This window comes from Burkholderia sp. AU38729, from assembly GCF_020419725.1.
GTDB lineage: Bacteria > Pseudomonadota > Gammaproteobacteria > Burkholderiales > Burkholderiaceae > Burkholderia.
This window is the reverse complement of record NZ_JAIZQO010000010.1, coordinates 324,121-340,701: the sequence shown is the minus strand read 5'-3', so window position 1 is coordinate 340,701 and position 16,581 is coordinate 324,121. Positions and strand designations below refer to the sequence as shown.

At 68.1% G+C, this 16,581-nt stretch carries 18 protein-coding genes; 9 read left to right on the top strand and 9 right to left on the bottom strand.

From position 1 onward, the window contains the following. The first annotated feature begins 10 nt into the window (after positions 1-10). From queG to xerD, 3 genes are all read left to right on the top strand, one after another. The gene (gene queG, locus LGM56_RS26645; protein WP_226207160.1) at positions 11-1,246 is read left to right on the top strand and encodes a tRNA epoxyqueuosine(34) reductase QueG; all 1,236 of its coding nucleotides are present in this window, start codon (positions 11-13) and stop codon (positions 1,244-1,246) included. Positions 1,247-1,310: 64 nt separating this feature from the next. Further along, positions 1,311-1,778, top strand: a complete 468-nt coding sequence (locus tag LGM56_RS26640; protein WP_089426179.1) for a methylated-DNA--[protein]-cysteine S-methyltransferase — start codon at positions 1,311-1,313, stop codon at positions 1,776-1,778. Then, positions 1,778-2,728, top strand: a complete 951-nt coding sequence (xerD, locus tag LGM56_RS26635) for a site-specific tyrosine recombinase XerD (protein ID WP_226207159.1) — start codon at positions 1,778-1,780, stop codon at positions 2,726-2,728. Before LGM56_RS26640 ends, xerD begins: the two co-directional genes overlap by 1 nt. Positions 2,729-2,776: 48 nt before the next feature. Here xerD and LGM56_RS26630 read toward each other — a convergent pair whose 3' ends face one another. Then, positions 2,777-4,339, bottom strand: coding sequence for a class I adenylate-forming enzyme family protein (locus tag LGM56_RS26630; RefSeq protein WP_226207157.1), 1,563 nt, complete (start codon positions 4,337-4,339; stop codon positions 2,777-2,779). A 235-nt stretch (positions 4,340-4,574) separates the two neighbouring features. On the opposite strand from LGM56_RS26630, the gene LGM56_RS26625 reads away from it, so the two are divergent. Together LGM56_RS26625 and plsY are read left to right on the top strand one after the other, a co-directional pair. Then, a complete protein-coding gene (locus LGM56_RS26625; RefSeq protein ID WP_089495507.1) occupies positions 4,575-5,066 on the top strand; it encodes an aminoacyl-tRNA deacylase in 492 nt (163 codons plus the stop codon). A gap of 108 nt (positions 5,067-5,174) precedes the next feature. Continuing rightward, positions 5,175-5,813: a glycerol-3-phosphate 1-O-acyltransferase PlsY gene (plsY, locus tag LGM56_RS26620; protein WP_027789279.1), complete on the top strand. Its 639-nt coding sequence runs from the start codon at positions 5,175-5,177 to the stop codon at positions 5,811-5,813. Positions 5,814-5,892: 79 nt separating this feature from the next. Here the strand turns inward: plsY and LGM56_RS26615 are convergent, their stop codons facing one another. Continuing rightward, entirely contained in the window at positions 5,893-6,378 is a 486-nt protein-coding gene (locus LGM56_RS26615; protein WP_039368282.1) for a YajQ family cyclic di-GMP-binding protein, read from the bottom strand. 136 nt (positions 6,379-6,514) lie between these two features. Between LGM56_RS26615 and murB the strand changes: the two genes are divergently transcribed. Continuing rightward, a complete protein-coding gene (gene murB / locus LGM56_RS26610) occupies positions 6,515-7,564 on the top strand; it encodes a UDP-N-acetylmuramate dehydrogenase (RefSeq protein WP_226207156.1) in 1,050 nt (349 codons plus the stop codon). 90 nt (positions 7,565-7,654) lie between these two features. Here the strand turns inward: murB and argF are convergent, their stop codons facing one another. Continuing rightward, the gene (argF, locus tag LGM56_RS26605; RefSeq protein WP_226207155.1) at positions 7,655-8,584 is read right to left on the bottom strand and encodes an ornithine carbamoyltransferase; all 930 of its coding nucleotides are present in this window, start codon (positions 8,582-8,584) and stop codon (positions 7,655-7,657) included. 414 nt (positions 8,585-8,998) lie between these two features. Here argF and LGM56_RS26600 point away from each other — a divergent pair, with 414 nt between their 5' ends. Continuing rightward, complete coding sequence (locus tag LGM56_RS26600) at positions 8,999-9,319, top strand: DUF3579 domain-containing protein (protein WP_021162567.1); 321 nt, start codon at positions 8,999-9,001, stop codon at positions 9,317-9,319. A 157-nt stretch (positions 9,320-9,476) separates the two neighbouring features. Here the strand turns inward: LGM56_RS26600 and rpsT are convergent, their stop codons facing one another. After that, complete coding sequence (rpsT, locus tag LGM56_RS26595) at positions 9,477-9,749, bottom strand: 30S ribosomal protein S20 (protein ID WP_039368270.1); 273 nt, start codon at positions 9,747-9,749, stop codon at positions 9,477-9,479. A gap of 305 nt (positions 9,750-10,054) precedes the next feature. On the opposite strand from rpsT, the gene murJ reads away from it, so the two are divergent. Then, entirely contained in the window at positions 10,055-11,605 is a 1,551-nt protein-coding gene (gene murJ / locus LGM56_RS26590; protein ID WP_046544567.1) for a murein biosynthesis integral membrane protein MurJ, read from the top strand. An 8-nt stretch (positions 11,606-11,613) separates the two neighbouring features. Next, the gene (locus tag LGM56_RS26585) at positions 11,614-12,456 is read left to right on the top strand and encodes a SirB1 family protein (RefSeq protein WP_089426643.1); all 843 of its coding nucleotides are present in this window, start codon (positions 11,614-11,616) and stop codon (positions 12,454-12,456) included. 64 nt (positions 12,457-12,520) lie between these two features. Here the strand turns inward: LGM56_RS26585 and LGM56_RS26580 are convergent, their stop codons facing one another. From LGM56_RS26580 to lpxK, 5 genes are all read right to left on the bottom strand, one after another. Then, positions 12,521-13,279, bottom strand: a complete 759-nt coding sequence (locus LGM56_RS26580) for an SDR family NAD(P)-dependent oxidoreductase (RefSeq protein ID WP_226207154.1) — start codon at positions 13,277-13,279, stop codon at positions 12,521-12,523. Positions 13,280-13,573: 294 nt separating this feature from the next. Next, positions 13,574-14,236, bottom strand: coding sequence for an adenylate kinase (gene adk, locus LGM56_RS26575; protein ID WP_011352990.1), 663 nt, complete (start codon positions 14,234-14,236; stop codon positions 13,574-13,576). Between the two features lie 208 nt (positions 14,237-14,444). After that, positions 14,445-15,230, bottom strand: a complete 786-nt coding sequence (gene kdsB, locus LGM56_RS26570) for a 3-deoxy-manno-octulosonate cytidylyltransferase (protein WP_206140182.1) — start codon at positions 15,228-15,230, stop codon at positions 14,445-14,447. Positions 15,231-15,340: 110 nt separating this feature from the next. After that, positions 15,341-15,535, bottom strand: coding sequence for a Trm112 family protein (locus tag LGM56_RS26565; protein ID WP_010090898.1), 195 nt, complete (start codon positions 15,533-15,535; stop codon positions 15,341-15,343). After that, positions 15,516-16,544 (bottom strand): tetraacyldisaccharide 4'-kinase, encoded by a 1,029-nt coding sequence (lpxK, locus tag LGM56_RS26560; protein ID WP_174975969.1) that lies wholly within the window; start codon positions 16,542-16,544, stop codon positions 15,516-15,518. The genes LGM56_RS26565 and lpxK overlap by 20 nt, the downstream gene beginning before the upstream one ends. Between the last annotated feature and the right edge of the window lie 37 nt (positions 16,545-16,581).

Below are 16,581 nucleotides of genomic sequence, written 5' to 3'. Positions count from 1 at the left end.
AAATAGTGCGATGAACCGATTACCGGAACTCGCCGCATCCGACAGACCTTCGACTCGTGCCGAAGGTGCGGCACCGTGCGCGCTCGACGATGCGGCGTTGACTGCGCTCGCCGCGCGCATCAGGGCGTGGGGGCGCGAATTGGGTTTCGGGGCGATCGGCATCAGCGATACCGATCTCTCGGATGCCGAAGCAGGCCTCGCCGCCTGGCTGGAAGCCGGATACCACGGCGAAATGGATTATATGGCGAAACATGGGATGAAACGCGCGCGTCCGGCCGAACTTGTGGCCGGTACGCGACGTGTGATTTCCGTGCGGCTCGCCTATCTGCCGGCCGAAACGCTCGCCGCCGACGCGCCTGAAAGCGAGCCGGGCGCGCTCGCACTGCACGACTGGCGCGCACGCGAACGGGCCCGGCTCGACGATCCGCAGGCGGCCGTCGTGTCGATCTATGCGCGCGGCCGCGACTATCACAAGGTGCTGCGCAACCGCCTGCAGACGCTCGCCGAGCGCATCGAGCAGGAGATCGGCGCGTTCGGCTACCGCGTGTTCACCGATTCGGCGCCCGTGCTCGAGGTCGAGCTCGCGCAGAAGGCCGGCGTCGGCTGGCGCGGCAAGCACACGCTGCTGTTGCAGCGCGATGCGGGCTCGCTGTTCTTCCTCGGCGAGATCTACGTCGACGTTCCGCTGCCGACCGATGCGCACACGTCCCCCGACACCGCGCCCGAGACGCCCGGCGCGCACTGCGGCAGCTGCACGCGCTGCATCGACGCGTGCCCGACCGGCGCGATCGTCGAGCCGTACCGCGTCGACGCGCGCCGCTGCATCTCGTATCTGACGATCGAACTGAAAGGCAGCATCCCCGAGCCGCTGCGGCCGATGATCGGCAATCGCGTGTACGGCTGCGACGACTGCCAGCTCGTGTGCCCGTGGAACAAGTTCGCGCAGGCCGCGCCCGTCGCCGATTTCGACGTGCGGCACGGACTCGATCGCGCGACGCTCGTCGAGCTGTTTGCGTGGGATGCGGACGCGTTCGAGACGCGGATGCAGGGCAGTGCGATCCGGCGCATCGGCTACGAAAGCTGGCTGCGCAATCTGGCGGTCGGGCTCGGCAATGCGCTGCGCGCGGACGCGGGACGGCTCACGCCGCAGGCGCGCGACGCGATCGTCGCCGCGTTGCGCGCGCGGGCCGACGATCCGTCGCCGGTCGTGCGCGAGCATGTCGAATGGGCGCTGCGTGCTGCGTGAAGGCGGCGTAAAGTGTCGTCGGCGCGCGGGGGGGCCGCGCGCATCCATCGGTCAGGAGAGGGCCATGTTCAATGCAGTCATCGACGCGCCGTTCGGCAAGGTCGGCATCCGCACGGATGCCGCGGTGGTGCGCGAGATCGTCTATCTGCCCGAATCGGTGAAGTCGGTCGATCCGGATTCGCCGCTCGCGCAGCGCGCGGTCAAGCAGATCGAACGTTATTTCGAGCGTGCGTCGGCGCGCTTCGATCTGCCGCTCGCCGAAGTCGGCAGCGCGTTCCAGCACCGCGTGTGGGACGTGATCAGCGATATTCCGCCCGGCACGGTGCTGACCTACGGCCAGGTCGCGAAGCGGATCGGCAGCGCGCCGCGCGCGGTGGGCCAGGCATGCGGCGCGAACTACTTCCCGCTCGTGATCCCGTGCCATCGCGTCGTCGCGGCGGGCGGACTCGGCGGCTTCGCGAACCACGACGACAACGGTTATTACCAGAAAGTGAAGCGCTGGCTGCTGGCGCACGAAGGCGTGCCGTACTGATGAGTGAATCGCTGATGTCCCCCGAAGTCGACGGCGATGCCGTCGAGGTGTCCCCCGCGCTGCTCGCGAGCCGCGCGTCGATCGACGTGTTTTGCGATGCGCTGTGGCTCGAGCACGGGCTGGCGCGCAACACGCTCGATGCGTACCGGCGCGATCTGGTGCTGTTTTCACAATGGCTGGCAGAGACGCACGACGCGTCGCTCGATTCCGCCGACGAAGCGATGGTGACGGGCTACATCGCCGCGCGCAGCGACGGCAAGGCGACGTCGTCGAACCGGCGGCTGTCCGTGTTCCGGCGCTATTACGGCTGGGCCGTGCGCGAGCATCGCGCGAGCGCCGACCCGACGCTGCGGATCACGTCCGCGAAACAGGCGGCCCGGTTTCCGTCGACGTTGTCGGAAGCGCAGGTCGAGGCGCTGCTCGGTGCGCCCGACATCGGCACGCCGCTCGGCCTGCGCGATCGTACGATGCTCGAGCTGATGTATGCGAGCGGGCTGCGCGTGAGCGAGCTCGTGACGCTGAAGACCGTCGAGGTCGGGCTCAACGAGGGCGTCGTGCGCGTGATGGGCAAGGGCTCGAAAGAGCGGCTCGTGCCGTTCGGCGAAGTCGCGCAAGGGTGGATCGAGCGCTACCTGCGCGAGGCGCGGCCGGCGCTGCTCGGCGCGCGCGCGGCCGACGCACTGTTCGTGACCGCGCGCGGCGACGGGATGACGCGCCAGCAGTTCTGGAACATCATCAAGCGCCACGCGCAGCATGCGGACGTGCGCGCGCACCTGTCGCCGCATACGCTGCGGCACGCGTTCGCGACGCACCTGCTGAACCATGGCGCCGACCTGCGCGTCGTGCAGCTGCTGCTCGGTCACAGCGACATCTCGACCACGCAGATCTATACGCACGTTGCGCGCGAGCGGTTGAAGTCGCTGCACGCGCAACACCATCCGCGCGGTTAGCGCATCCGGCGCGGCGCGCGCCGTGTCACGTGCAACGGCCGGCCCGAGTCAGACCAACTCGCGCAACTTGTGCTTCAGCACCTTGCCCGTCGATGCGGCCGGCAGCGCGTCGAGTACGCGGATGTGTGCGGGGCGTTTGTAAGGCGCGAGCCGCTCCGCACACCACGCGTGCAACGCCGCTTCGTCGGCCGTCGCGCCGGGCACCAGCTCGACGAACGCGAGCACTTCCTCGTTGCCTTCGACCGCGCGGCCGATCACGGCCGCCTGCACGACGTCCGGATGCGCGTTCAGCACCTGCTCGACTTCGACCGGATAGACGTTGAAGCCCGACCGGATGATCAGCTCCTTGCTGCGGCCCGCGATCGTTACCGCACCGTCCGCCTCCTGCCGCGCGAGATCGCCGGTGCTCAGCCAGCCGTCCGGCGATACGGCCGCGTGCGTGGCGTCCGCGTTGCGGTAGTAGCCGAGCATCACGTTCGGCCCGCGCACGTGGATCTCGCCGACTTCACCCGGCGGCACGTCGGTGCCGTCCGGCGCGACGATCCGCATCTCCACGCCGGGAATCGGCACGCCGACCGAGCTGTCGGTGCGCGGCGCATCGAGCGGCGTCTGCGTGATCGTCGGGCTGCTTTCGGTCATCCCGTAGCCGTTGTGCAGCGGCACGCCGTACAGGCGCTCGACGCGCGCCTTCAGGTTCGCGTCGAGCGGCGAGCCGCCCGAATACGCGAAGCGCAGGCGCGGTGCGCGCCACGCGTGGCCGTGCGTGTGCAGGTGTTCGAGCAGCTTCGCGTGCATCGCGGGCACGCCCTGGAAGATCGTGACGCCTTCGTCGGCGAGCGCGACGCGCACGGCTTCGGGCGAGAAGCGCGGCGCGAGCCGCAGCGTCGCGCCCGCATACAGGCTGCCGAGGCAGACCGACGCGAGCCCGTACACGTGCGACACGGGCAGCACCGTGTAGACGACGTCGTCGGGCGACACGCGGCGCAGCGTGCTCGACGTCGCCGCGATGAACAGCAGGTTGCGATGCGACAGCATCACGCCTTTCGGCGTGCCGGTCGTGCCGGTCGTGTAGATCAGCGCCGCGCATTGCGCGGCACCGTCGGCGGCGACCGGTTCGCCCGGCGCGCTCGCGTCGACGTGGTATGACCATGCACCGATGTCGACCGGCAGCGTGCCGGCGGGTGTCGCACCGTGCCGTTCGGCATGCGTGCGCGCGTCGGGCGAGGCGTCGGTGGTGAACGCGATCAGTTTCGGCCGTGCGTGCGCGGCGATCGCGTCGAGCTCGCTGGCGGACAACCGCGCGTTCGACACGAGCGCCCACGCGTCGAGGCGGGCGGCCGCGAACAGCAGCACGATCTGCGCGATGCAGTTTTCGGCGACGATCATCACGCGGTCGCCGCCGTGCACGCCGAGGTCGGCGAGCTGCGCGGCGGCTGCATCGACGGCCTGCGACAGGTCGCCATACGACAGGCGGCGCGCGTCCTCGATCAGCGCCGGATGCGCGGGCGCCTGCGCGGCCCAGCGTGCGGGCACGTCGGCGATGCGGCGAGGCAGCGCGGCGAGCAGTGCGTCGACGTCGAGCGGCTCGGATGAACGGAGGGACGAGGACATGGCGTCTCCAGAAGAAGGGCGGCGGCTGACGAGGTTGGCGAACGATCGTGCCATGACGGCGCGCGCGCCACAATCGGCCATTCGGGCAATAGCGCTTCGCGATGTCCGCAATGATGATGGACGGAATCGTTGCGGCGACGCAGCAGGCCGCCCGGCGAAAAACGGGCCGCGAGTATACCGCCGGTGCGAGCGCACGATTGCGCGCGCGCCGGTCGTTCACCCTTAAAATGCCGCCATGAGCAAATCCAGGCATGTGTCCGAAACCCCCGCGACCCAGTTGCTGCGCCGCCACGGCGTTGCGTTCGGCGAGCATCCGTACGACTACGTCGAGCACGGCGGCACCGGCGAATCGGCGCGCCAGCTCGGCGTCGTCGAGCACTGCGTCGTGAAGACGCTCGTGATGGAAGATGAACACGCGAAGCCGCTGATCGTGCTGATGCACGGCGACCGCACCGTATCGACGAAGAACCTCGCGCGGCAGATCGGCGCGAAGCGCGTCGAGCCGTGCAAGCCCGAGGTCGCGAACCGCCATTCGGGCTATCTCGTCGGCGGCACGTCGCCGTTCGGCACGCGCAAGACGATGCCCGTCTACGTCGAGGCGACGATCCTCGAACTGCCGACGATCTACCTGAACGGCGGGCGTCGCGGCTACCTCGTCAGCCTCGCGCCGGCCGTGCTCACGTCGCTGCTCGGCGCGCAGCCCGTGCAGTGCGCCAGTGTCGACTGAGGGTTTCACCTTCGTGGCAGGCGGCGCGCGTTCGGTAGAATGGGCGCCGTTTCGGCGTGCCGCGCGCAGCCGTCCCTTTACCGATACGTTGAAAGAAGAGTCCTCCGCATGCAGATCCTGCTCGCCGCCCTCGTTGCCTACCTGATCGGTTCGGTGTCGTTCGCCGTCGTCGTCAGCGGCGCGATGGGCCTGGCCGACCCGCGTTCGTACGGGTCGAAGAATCCCGGCGCGACCAACGTGCTGCGCAGCGGCAACAAGAAGGCCGCGATCCTGACGCTCGTCGGCGATGCATTCAAGGGCTGGATTGCCGTCTGGCTCGCCCGGCGCTTCGGCCTGCCGGACGTCGCGGTCGCATGGGTCGCGATCGCCGTGTTCCTTGGCCACCTGTATCCGGTGTTCTTCCGCTTCCAGGGCGGCAAGGGCGTCGCGACCGCGGCCGGCGTGCTGCTCGCGGTGCACCCGGTGCTCGGGCTCGCGACCGCGCTGACCTGGCTGATCGTCGCGTTCTTCTTCCGCTATTCGTCGCTCGCGGCGCTGGTGGCGGCCGTGTTCGCGCCGGTGTTCGACGTGTTCCTGTTCGGCACGGGCCACAACCCGGTCGCATGGGCCGTGCTCGCGATGAGCGTGCTGCTCGTATGGCGCCACCGCGGCAATATATCGAAGCTGCTGGCGGGGCAAGAAAGCCGGATCGGCGACAAGAAGAAGGCGGCCGCGGACGGCGGCGCGCAGGACGGCGGGAAAGCCTGAGAAAGTGCGGCGCTTGGCCGCAGCCGGGCGCGCCGCGTGTGCGGGGCCCGGCGGGATGACGTGACGTATCGTCCGGCGATCAGTCGCGGAAGTTGTTGAAGTCGAGCGGCGTGTCGGTCACGTCCTTGCGCAGCATCGCGATCACGCTCTGCAGATCATCGCGCTTCGTGCCGTTCACGCGCACGGCATCGCCCTGGATGCTCGCCTGCACCTTGATCTTGCTGTCCTTCACGAGGCGCACGATCTTCTTCGCGAGATCGCCGGTCACGCCTTTCTTCACGGTGACGATCTGCTTGACCTTGTCGCCGCCGATCTTCTCGACCTTGCCGTAGTCGAGGAAGCGCACGTCGACGTTGCGCTTGGCCAGCTTGCCGATCAGCACGTCCTTGACCTGGCCGAGCTTGAAATCGTCATCGGCGAACAGCGTCAGCTCGCGTTCCTTCTGCTCGACGCGCGCGTCGGAGCCCTTGAAGTCGAAGCGCGTCGAAATTTCCTTGTTCGACTGCTCGATGGCGTTCTTCACTTCGATCATGTTCGCTTCGGAAACGACGTCGAACGATGGCATGGCATTCCTCCCTTGAGATGCGGGACCCGGCTCGCGCGCGGGCACTCGCTATAATTGCGGACTGTTTGCCATTTTACCGATGCCCCTCCGTTTGCCCAAGGCCGGCCATGCGCCGCCCGGGCGGACGTGACCGCGAATGCCGATGCCTCCTGACGATTCCGCCCTGTCGCTGCTTCCCGACCATCCGCTCGCCGCGCACAACACTTTCGGCATCGCCGCGACCGCGCGCTTTGCCGCGCGCATCACGCATGCGTCGCAGTTCGAGGCGCTCCATCGCGACCCGCGCGTCGCGAACCTGCCGCAGCTCGTGCTCGGCGGCGGCAGCAACGTCGTGTTCACGCGCGATTTCGACGGCGTCGTGCTGCTCGACGAGATCGCGGGCCGCCGCGTCGTGCGCGAGGACGACGACGCGTGGTACGTCGAGGCCGGCGGCGGCGAGAACTGGCACGCATTCGTCGCATGGACGCTCGAGCACGGGATGGCGGGCCTCGAGAACCTCGCGCTGATTCCGGGCACGGTCGGCGCCGCGCCGATCCAGAACATCGGCGCTTACGGCCTCGAGATGAAGGCATATTTCGACTCGCTGGTCGCGGTGGAGCTGGCGACGGGGCGCAGCGAGCGTTTCGACGCCGCGCGGTGCGCGTTCGGCTATCGCGACAGCTTCTTCAAGCGGGAAGGGCGCGGCCGGTTCGCGATCGTGTCGGTGACGTTCCGGCTGCCGAAGCAGTGGGCGCCGCGGCTCGGCTACGCGGACGTCACGCGCGAACTCGACGCACGCGGCATGGCAGCCGACGCGGCCACGGCGCGCGACGTGTTCGACGCGGTCGTCGCGATCCGCCGCGCAAAGCTGCCCGATCCGCTCGTCCTCGGCAACGCGGGCAGTTTCTTCAAGAATCCGGTGATCGATGCCGCGCAGTTCGATGTGCTGCGCGCCCGCGCGCCGGAAGTCGTGTCATATCCGCAGCCGGACGGGCAGGTCAAGCTCGCGGCCGGCTGGCTGATCGACCGCTGCGGCTGGAAGGGGCGCGCGCTGGGCGCGGCGGCCGTGCACGACCGCCAGGCGCTCGTGCTCGTCAATCGTGGCGGCGCGACGGGGGCCGACGTGCTCGCGCTGGCACAGGCGATCCAGGCCGACGTGCGCGAACGTTTCGGCGTCGAACTCGAGCCCGAACCGGTCTGCCTGTAACGCGGGCTCGGCACCGCTTTTCCCGCGCCCAAACAAAAAGCGCCGATCGTCGATCGGCGCTTTTTTCATGGATGGCCAGTTGCCGGCGCGTCAGTGCTTGAGGCGGCCGAGCAGCAGGAATTCCATCAGCGCCTTCTGCACGTGCAGGCGGTTTTCCGCTTCGTCCCACACGACGCTCTGCGGGCCGTCGATCACGCCGGCCGTCACTTCCTCGCCGCGGTGCGCGGGCAGGCAGTGCATGAAGAGGGCGTCCGGGTTCGCGTGCCCCATCATTTCCTCGTCGACGCACCAGTCGGCGAACGCCTGCTTGCGGGCCTCGTTCTCGGCCTCGAAGCCCATGCTCGTCCACACGTCGGTGGTGACGAGGTCGGCGCCCTTGCATGCTTCGTTCGGATCCTCGAACACCTCGTAGAACGGTGCGCTGTCGGGCGACACGAGCTTCATGTCGAGCGCGTAGCCGGGCGGCGTGGACAGGCGCAGCTTGAAGCCGAGGATCTGCGCGGCTTCGATCCACGTGTAGAGCATGTTGTTCGCATCGCCGACCCAGGCAACGGTCTTGCCGGCGATCGGGCCGCGGTGCTCGTAGTACGTGAAGATATCGGCGAGCACCTGGCACGGGTGGTACTCGTTCGTCAGGCCGTTGATCACCGGCACGCGGGAATTGTCCGCGAAGCGCTTGATGACCTCCTGTTCGAACGTGCGGATCATGATGATGTCGACCATGCGCGAGATGACCTGCGCGGAATCCTCGACGGGTTCGCCGCGGCCGAGCTGCGTGTCGCGCGTGCTCATGAAGACGGCGTGGCCGCCGAGCTGGAAGATCCCGGCTTCGAACGACAGGCGCGTGCGCGTCGAGCTCTTCTCGAAGATCATCGCGAGCGTGCGGTCGTGCAGCGGGTGATAGGTCTCGTAGTTCTTGAACTTGCGCTTCAGGATACCCGTGCGCTCGAGCACGTACTCGTAGTCTTCCAGCGAGAAATCCTTGAACTGCAGGTAGTGACGAATGGTTTTGGCGGTCATGAAGCGAAATACGGCGGGTTGCACCCGGCAGCAAGGCCGGACGGCGCCGCCGTCGGGTGTGGATAACTCAAAGCAGCATAAAGGATTTTCTGTGCTTTGACGAGCCGCCGAGAGAAGCGGGGCACGATCGCCGCGCGCGTCAAGCGACGCAAGGAGGCGGGGTGTCGGGACGGCGCGCGATGGCGCGCTGCGGTATAATTCAAAAGTTTTCTCCAGCCCGGCAGGCAAGCCTCTTCGCGCTCTGCCGGACACAAGCCGTGCGCTGCACAAATCCGGTGCAGTCCGCCGGTGGCGCGCACCGACGTCCCGTTTTCGGGATATCGGAATGCTTGTGCCGCCGTCCGTTTCAGCTTTGTGTTCGCGTATCCAGGCGCCGTTGCCTGGACATCGCCGGGCCGTCACTTGGGTAACCACATGGCTGAAACCCCTCCGACCGAATTCTTCATCCAGGGCATCACGAAAGACGGGAAAAAGTTTCGCCCGAGCGACTGGTCGGAACGTCTGGCCGGTGTGATGGCCTGCTTCGGGCCGGGGGCGAGCGGGCCGAACGCGCGCCTCAAGTATTCGCTCTACGTGCGTCCGACGATGCTCGGCGACCTGAAATGCGTGATCCTCGATTCCCGGCTGCGCGACGTCGAGCCGATGGCGTTCGATTTCGTGCTGAATTTCGCGAAGGACAACAACCTCGTCGTGACCGAGGCGTGCGAACTGCCGGACTACGACGCGAAGAAGTGATGCCGGCGCGGGCGAGGGCGCTTGCCGCGCCCGCCCTCGTGGCAACTGTCACCGGCACGCAGGATGCGCCGGCGACAGGCAACAAAAAAGCCCGCCTAGGCGGGCTTTTTTGCGATCGCAGGAAACAGGAACGCCCGCGTGAGCGGGCGCACCGGATTTACGCTGCTGCCTGCAGACCCTTGACGGCTGCGGCCAGGCGGCTCTTGCTGCGAGCGGCCTTGTTCTTGTGAACGATCTTCTTGTCGGCGATCGTGTCGATCGTCTTGACGGCAGACTTGAACAGCTCTGCAGCCTTTGCTTGATCGCCGGCGTCGACAGCCTTGCGAACAGCCTTGATCGCGGTACGGAATTTCGAGCGCAGCGCCGAGTTGTGCGAATTTGCCTTCGCGGCCTGGCGGGCGCGCTTGCGTGCTTGTGCGGAGTTAGCCATGACGGTTCCTTATCCTGTCCTGTTTCCAGAGCTTGGAGCCTAGACGGCCAAGCGCTGCTTTTCGATCCGTCCCCTGAGAGCGATTGCCCAGGGGCGCATAAAAAACGGTGATTTTAACCGAGGCAGGGACATGAAAACGGCAGTTGCCGTGCATGTACGAGCCTAGAAACCGGCGATTATAGCAACGAAATCAAGCGCGTGGCAAGTTCAACGTGACACCCGCCAAGGACGGCGCCCGAACGCGTGCGCGCTTTTCGGCATCGGCCGCTGGCCGGGCCACGCAACGTCCGTATAATAAGCGCCCCATGAATCTATTCCGAGCCCTGCTGACGGTCAGCGGCTTCACGCTGCTGTCGCGCGTGACCGGACTGGCCCGCGAGACACTGATCGCCCGTGCGTTCGGTGCCAGTCAATACACCGACGCGTTCTACGTCGCCTTCCGTATCCCGAACCTGCTGCGCCGCCTGTCCGCCGAAGGCGCGTTCTCGCAGGCGTTCGTGCCGATCCTTGCCGAGTTCAAGAACCAGCAAGGGCACGATGCAACGAAAGCGCTCGTCGACGCGATGTCGACCGTGCTCGCGTGGGCGCTTGCCGTGCTGTCGGTGGTCGGGATCGCCGGCGCATCGTGGGTCGTGTTCGCCGTCGCGTCCGGCCTGCACACCGACGGGCAGGCGTTCCCGCTCGCGGTCACGATGACGCAGATCATGTTCCCGTACATCGTGTTCATCTCGCTGACGACGCTCGCCTCCGGCGTGCTGAACACGTACAAGAGCTTCTCGCTGCCCGCGTTCGCGCCGGTGCTGCTCAACGTCGCGTTCATCGCCGCGGCCGTGTTCGTCGCGCCGCACCTGAAGGTGCCGGTGTTCGCGCTCGCGTGGGCCGTCATCGTCGGCGGCGTGCTGCAGTTCCTCGTGCAGCTGCCGGGCCTGAAGAAGATCGACATGGTGCCGCTGATCGGACTCAACCCGCTGCGCGCGCTGCGCCACCCGGGCGTGAAGCGCGTGCTCGCGAAGATGGTGCCCGCGACGTTCGCGGTGTCGGTCGCGCAACTGTCGCTGATCATCAACACCAACATCGCGTCGCGGCTCGGGCAGGGCGCCGTGTCGTGGATCAACTACGCCGACCGCCTGATGGAATTCCCGACGGCGCTGCTCGGCGTCGCGCTCGGCACGATCCTGCTGCCGAGCCTGTCGAAGGCGCACGTCGATGCCGATTCGCACGAGTATTCGGCGCTGCTCGACTGGGGCCTGCGCGTCACGTTCCTGCTCGCGGCACCGAGCGCGCTCGCGCTGTTCTTCTTCGCGACGCCGCTCACCGCGACCCTGTTCAACTACGGCAAGTTCGACGCGCACACCGTCACGATGGTCGCGCGCGCGCTGGCGACCTACGGGATCGGTCTCGTCGGCATCATCCTGATCAAGATCCTCGCGCCGGGCTTCTATGCGAAGCAGGACATCAAGACGCCCGTGAAGATCGCGATCGGCGTGCTGATCGTCACGCAGATCTCGAACTACGTGTTCGTGCCGCTGATCGGCCACGCGGGCCTGACGCTGAGCATCGGCGTCGGCGCGTGCCTGAACTCGCTGCTGCTGTTCATCGGGCTGCGCAAGCGCGGCATCTACCAGCCGTCGCCGGGCTGGCTGCGCTTCTTCGTGCAGCTGATCGGCGCGGCGCTCGTGCTCGCCGGCCTGATGCACTGGCTGTCGATCAGCTTCGACTGGACCGGGATGCGTACGCAGCCGCTCGATCGCATCGCGCTGATGGCCGCGTGCCTCGTGCTGTTCGCTGCACTATATTTCGGTATGTTGTGGGTGATGGGCTTCAAATACGCTTATTTCAGAAGGCGCGCCAAGTGACGACCGCAATGACCCGCGTCCTCGACTACTTCAGCACGCTCGTGGCAGACGACGACAGTCTGCCCGTCACGGAAGCGGCGCTGTCGCTGGCGCAGGACGCGTATCCCGACCTCGACCTGCAGGGCACGCTGGCCGAACTCGACATGCTGGCGGCGCGGCTGCGCCGGCGGCTCACGGACGATGCGGACCTGAAGGGCCGCGTCGCCGCACTGAACGATTTCTTCTTCCGCGAGCTCGGCTTCGCGTGCAATCACAACGACTACTACGACCCCGATAACAGCCACCTGAATGCCGTGCTGAAGCGGCGGCGCGGGATCCCGATCTCGCTGTCGGTGCTGTACCTGGAGCTCGCCGAGCAGATCGGCGTGCCGGCGCGCGGCGTGTCGTTCCCCGGCCATTTCCTGCTGCGCGTCACGCTGCCGGACGGCGACCTGATCATCGATCCGGCCAACGGCCATTCGCTGTCCGAAGCCGAGATGGTCGAGATGCTCGAGCCGTACGTGGCGCGCGCGGCCGGCGCGGTCGACAGCGCATTGCGCGCGCTGCTGCAGCCGGCGACGAGCCGCGAGATCATCGCGCGGATGCTGCGCAACCTGAAGACGATCTATCTTCAGACGGAACGCTGGCAGCGGCTGCTCGCGGTGCAGCAGCGGCTCGTGATCCTGTTGCCCGAGCACCTCGACGAAGTCCGCGACCGCGGGTTCGCGTATGCGCGGCTCGATTACCTGCGGCCCGCGCTCGAGGATCTCGAACTGTATCTCGGCGAGCGGCCGGACGCGGACGACGCCACCGTCGTCGAGTCGCAGGTGACCGAATTGCGGCAGCGGATGCAGCGCGACGGCGAGGACTGAGCCGCCGCCACGCTGCCGGAACCCTGAATGAAACGACGCCCGCATCGCGGGCGTTTTTTTGTGCCTATTTCGGCTGCATCCGGATCGCGCCGTCGAGGCGGATCACTTCGCCGTTGAGCATCGGATTCTCGACGATCTGGCGCACCAGCAGCGCGTATTCGGCCGGTTTGCCGAGCCGCGGCGGGAACGGCACCATCGCGCCGAGCGCGTCCTGTACGTCCTGCGGCATGCCGAGCAGCATCGGCGTCTCGAACAGGCCGGGCGCGATCGTCATCACGCGGATGCCGCTGCGCGACAGGTCGCGCGCGATCGGCAGCGTCATGCCCGCGACGCCGGCTTTCGACGCCGCGTACGCGGCCTGGCCGATCTGCCCGTCGAACGCGGCGACCGACGCGGTGCTGACGATCACGCCGCGCTCGCCGTCCGCGGTCGGCGCGGTGGCCGCCATCGCGGCGGCCGCGAGCCGGATCATGTTGAACGTGCCCACGAGGTTCACGTTGATCGTCTTCGCGAACACGTCGAGCGGATGCGCGCCGTCCTTGCCGACGGTCTTCGCGGCGGGCGCGATGCCCGCGCAGTTCACGAGGCCGCGCAGCGTGCCGGCTTGCGTTGCCGCGCTGACGGCCGCCTGCGCGTCGGCTTCGCTCGACACGTCGCAGTGCACGAAGCGGCCGCCCAGCTCGGTCGCGAGCGCGGTGCCCGCCGCGTCGTTGAGGTCGGCGAGCACGACCGTGCCGCCTGCCTGCGCGAGCATCCGCGCGGTGCCGGCGCCGAGGCCCGATGCACCGCCCGTGATCAGAAACACGTTGCCGCGAATTTCCATGGTTGTCTCCGTTGTTGAGCGCCTCTGGCGCGACAGCGCTCAGGGCGCGGCCGTCCAAGGTGGTCACCGCTATCGGCGCTTCGGCGCGGGTTGCGGTTCCGCGCAAAGCGGTTGCCTGGCTCAATGCCGCGCGATGGGCTGAAATGCCGGCGCCCGGGTCACGCGAGCGCCCGCACCCGACCGATTGTACGGGGCGCGCTCGCGCGACGGCGGGACCAGAACGGTCGTGCCAATTCCGCCCGGGCAAAAAAAAGCCGCCCGGAAAGGGCGGCTTGCGGGTGCGCGGTGCGCTGCTTACTTCAGTGCGCCAAACGCGCGCTCGCGGATTTCCTCGACGCTGCCGAGGCCCGAGATCTTGCGGTACTGCGGTGCCTTCAGGCCGTTTTCCTCGCCGCGCTGCGCCCAGTCGCCGTAGTACGTGATCAGCGGCTTGGTCTGCGCTTCGTACACTTCGAGGCGCTTCTTGACGGTTTCTTCCTTGTCGTCGTCACGCTGGATCAGCGGCTCGCCCGTCACGTCGTCATGGCCTTCGACCTTCGGCGGGTTGAACTTGACGTGGTACGTGCGGCCCGATGCCGGGTGCGTGCGGCGGCCGCTCATGCGCTCGATGATTTCCGAGAACGGCACGTCGATCTCGAGCACGTAGTCGATCGCGACGCCGGCTTCCTTCATCGCGTCAGCCTGCGCGATCGTGCGCGGGAAACCGTCGAACAGATAGCCGTTCGCGCAGTCGGATTCCTTCAGGCGCTCCTTGACGAGGCCGATGATCAGCGCGTCCGGCACGAGCTTGCCGGCGTCCATGTAGCCCTTCGCCTCGACGCCGAGCGGCGTGCCGGCCTTCACGGCCGCGCGCAGCATGTCGCCCGTCGAGATTTGCGGGATGCCGAATTTTTCCTTGATGAAGTTTGCCTGGGTGCCCTTTCCCGCGCCGGGCGCGCCCAACAGGATCAAACGCATGGTGATATCTCCAGTATGTAGATTCGTGTGGCGAGACGAAAAAAGCGCCGGCGACGGTGTGCGCGGGGCTTGCCTGGCGCGTGGCGGACCGGTCTGATGCGGCGCGTCGGGTTGGGCGACGCGCGGCTGCCGGCAGGGCCGCGGGCGGGGTCAAGCGAGGACGCGCTGGTCGCGGACGGCTCGCACAATCGCCTGATTATGCCACGGGTTATTTTGATGACGGCTGAAAAAGGGCCTGCACGCGTGCGAGATCGGCCGGCGTGTCGATGCCGGCTTCCGGCGCGGACTCGGTGATCAGCACTGCGATGCGCTCGCCGTGCCAGAGCGCGCGCAGCTGTTCGAGCTGCTCGGCCTGTTCGATCGGCGCCTGCGCCAACGTCGGATAGGTGCGCAGGAAACGCGCGCGATATGCATAGAGGCCGATGTGCCGGTAGACCGGGAAGGCCGGTGCAGGCATGGCCGCGACGTCGGGCCAGTGCGGCTGGTACGCGTCCCGGCTCCATGGAATCGGCGCGCGCGAGAAGTACAGCGCGACGCTCTGCGCGTCGAGCGCGACCTTCACCACGTTCGGGTTGAACACGTCGGCCGCGTCGTGGATCGGGTGGGCGGCCGTCGCAATCGCGCAGGCCGGATGCGCGGCGAGGTGCGACGCTACGTCGCGCACGAGCACGGGGTCGATCAGCGGCTCGTCGCCCTGTACGTTGACGACGACGGTGTCGTCGCGCCACCCGAACGTCGCCGCGACTTCCGCGAGCCGGTCGGTGCCGGACGGATGGTCGGCGCGTGTCAGCACCGCTTCGAAGCCGTGATCGCGGGCCGCATCGAGCACGCTTTGCGCGTCGGACGCGACCAGCACCTGCTGCGCGCCCGCTTCGCGCGCGCGTTCGGCGACGCGCACGACCATCGGCTTGCCGCCGAGATCGGCGAGCGGCTTGTTCGGGAGCCGCGTCGACGCGAGCCGGGCGGGAATGACGGCGATGAAGGGTTGAGTCATCGGGGAGGACGGTGAGGAAAGCGGAGCGGGCGGCGTGTCGGGGGCGGGCCGCCCGGCGGGTCCGGCGCCCTCGCAGCGGACACGCCGCGGCGAGGGCCGGGTCGGGCGGCTTAGCGGCCGGCCGGGTCGACCGGCGTGCCTTCGACGGTCTGGCGCGCCTCGTCGACCAGCATCACGGGGATGCCGTCGCGGATCGGGTAGGCGAGCTTGTCCGCGTTGCAGATCAGTTCCTGCGCGGCACGGTCATAGTGGAGCGGGCCTTTGCAGATAGGGCACACAAGGATTTCAAGCAGGCGAGCGTCCACGGAGTTTCTCCACAACGAGGGCAATGAGGCGAGGGTCGAGCGCGGCTTCGACGGGGACAACCCACAGTCGGGCGTCGCGCCAGGAAGCGCCCAATTTTACTGCATCCTTCTCGGTGATCAGGATCGCATCGACGGCGTCGTCGACGAACGGATTGTCGGCGAACGCGTAGTGGTCGGGCAGCGCGCGCGTCGCGGGCGCGAGACCGGCCGCGCGCAGCGTCGCGAAGAAGCGTTCCGGCGCGCCGATGCCGGCCGCGGCGAGCACGCGCTCGTTCGCGAATTGCGACAGCGGGCGGCGCAGCGCGGGCTGGTCGAGGTGCCACGCGGCGCCCGGCGTGAGCGCGAGCGAATAGGTGTCGGGCCACGGCGGCAGCGCGCCGCTGTACGGATCGTTGACGAGCGTGGCGTCGCGGTGCCGCGACAGCGGCTCGCGCAACGGTCCGGCCGGCAGCAGGAAGCCGTTGCCGCCGAGCCGGTGGTCGAACACGACGAGTTCGACCGTGCGCGCGAGGCGGTAGTGCTGCAGGCCGTCGTCGCTGACGATCACGTCGACGTCCGGATGCGCGGCGCGCAGCGCCTGCGCGGCCGCGACGCGATCCGGGCAGACCCAGACGGGCGCACCGGTGCGGCGGGCGATCAGGAGCGGTTCGTCGCCGCCCGCGCCGGCGCGCGACGCGGGTGTGACGGCGGTCGGCGCCTTCACGTTCGCGCCGTAGCCGCGCGACACGATGCCGGGCGTGAAGCCGGCCGCGCGCAACGCGTCGACGAGTGCGATCACGGTCGGCGTCTTGCCGGTGCCGCCGACGGTCACGTTGCCGACCACCACGACGGGCACGCCGACGTCGACCGGCTTCTTCCAGCCCTGCGCGTAGGCGGTGCGCCGCAGCGCCGCGCACAGGCCGAACACGCAGGCGAACGGCGTGAGCGCCCACGCGAGCGCGCCGCGGCGCTGCCATTCGCGCGTCAGGCGGGCTTCGAGCCGGGCGAGCGGGCCGTCGGGCGCGCTCATCGGGCCGGGCGCGGCATCTCGTGCGCCGCGGCGTGGG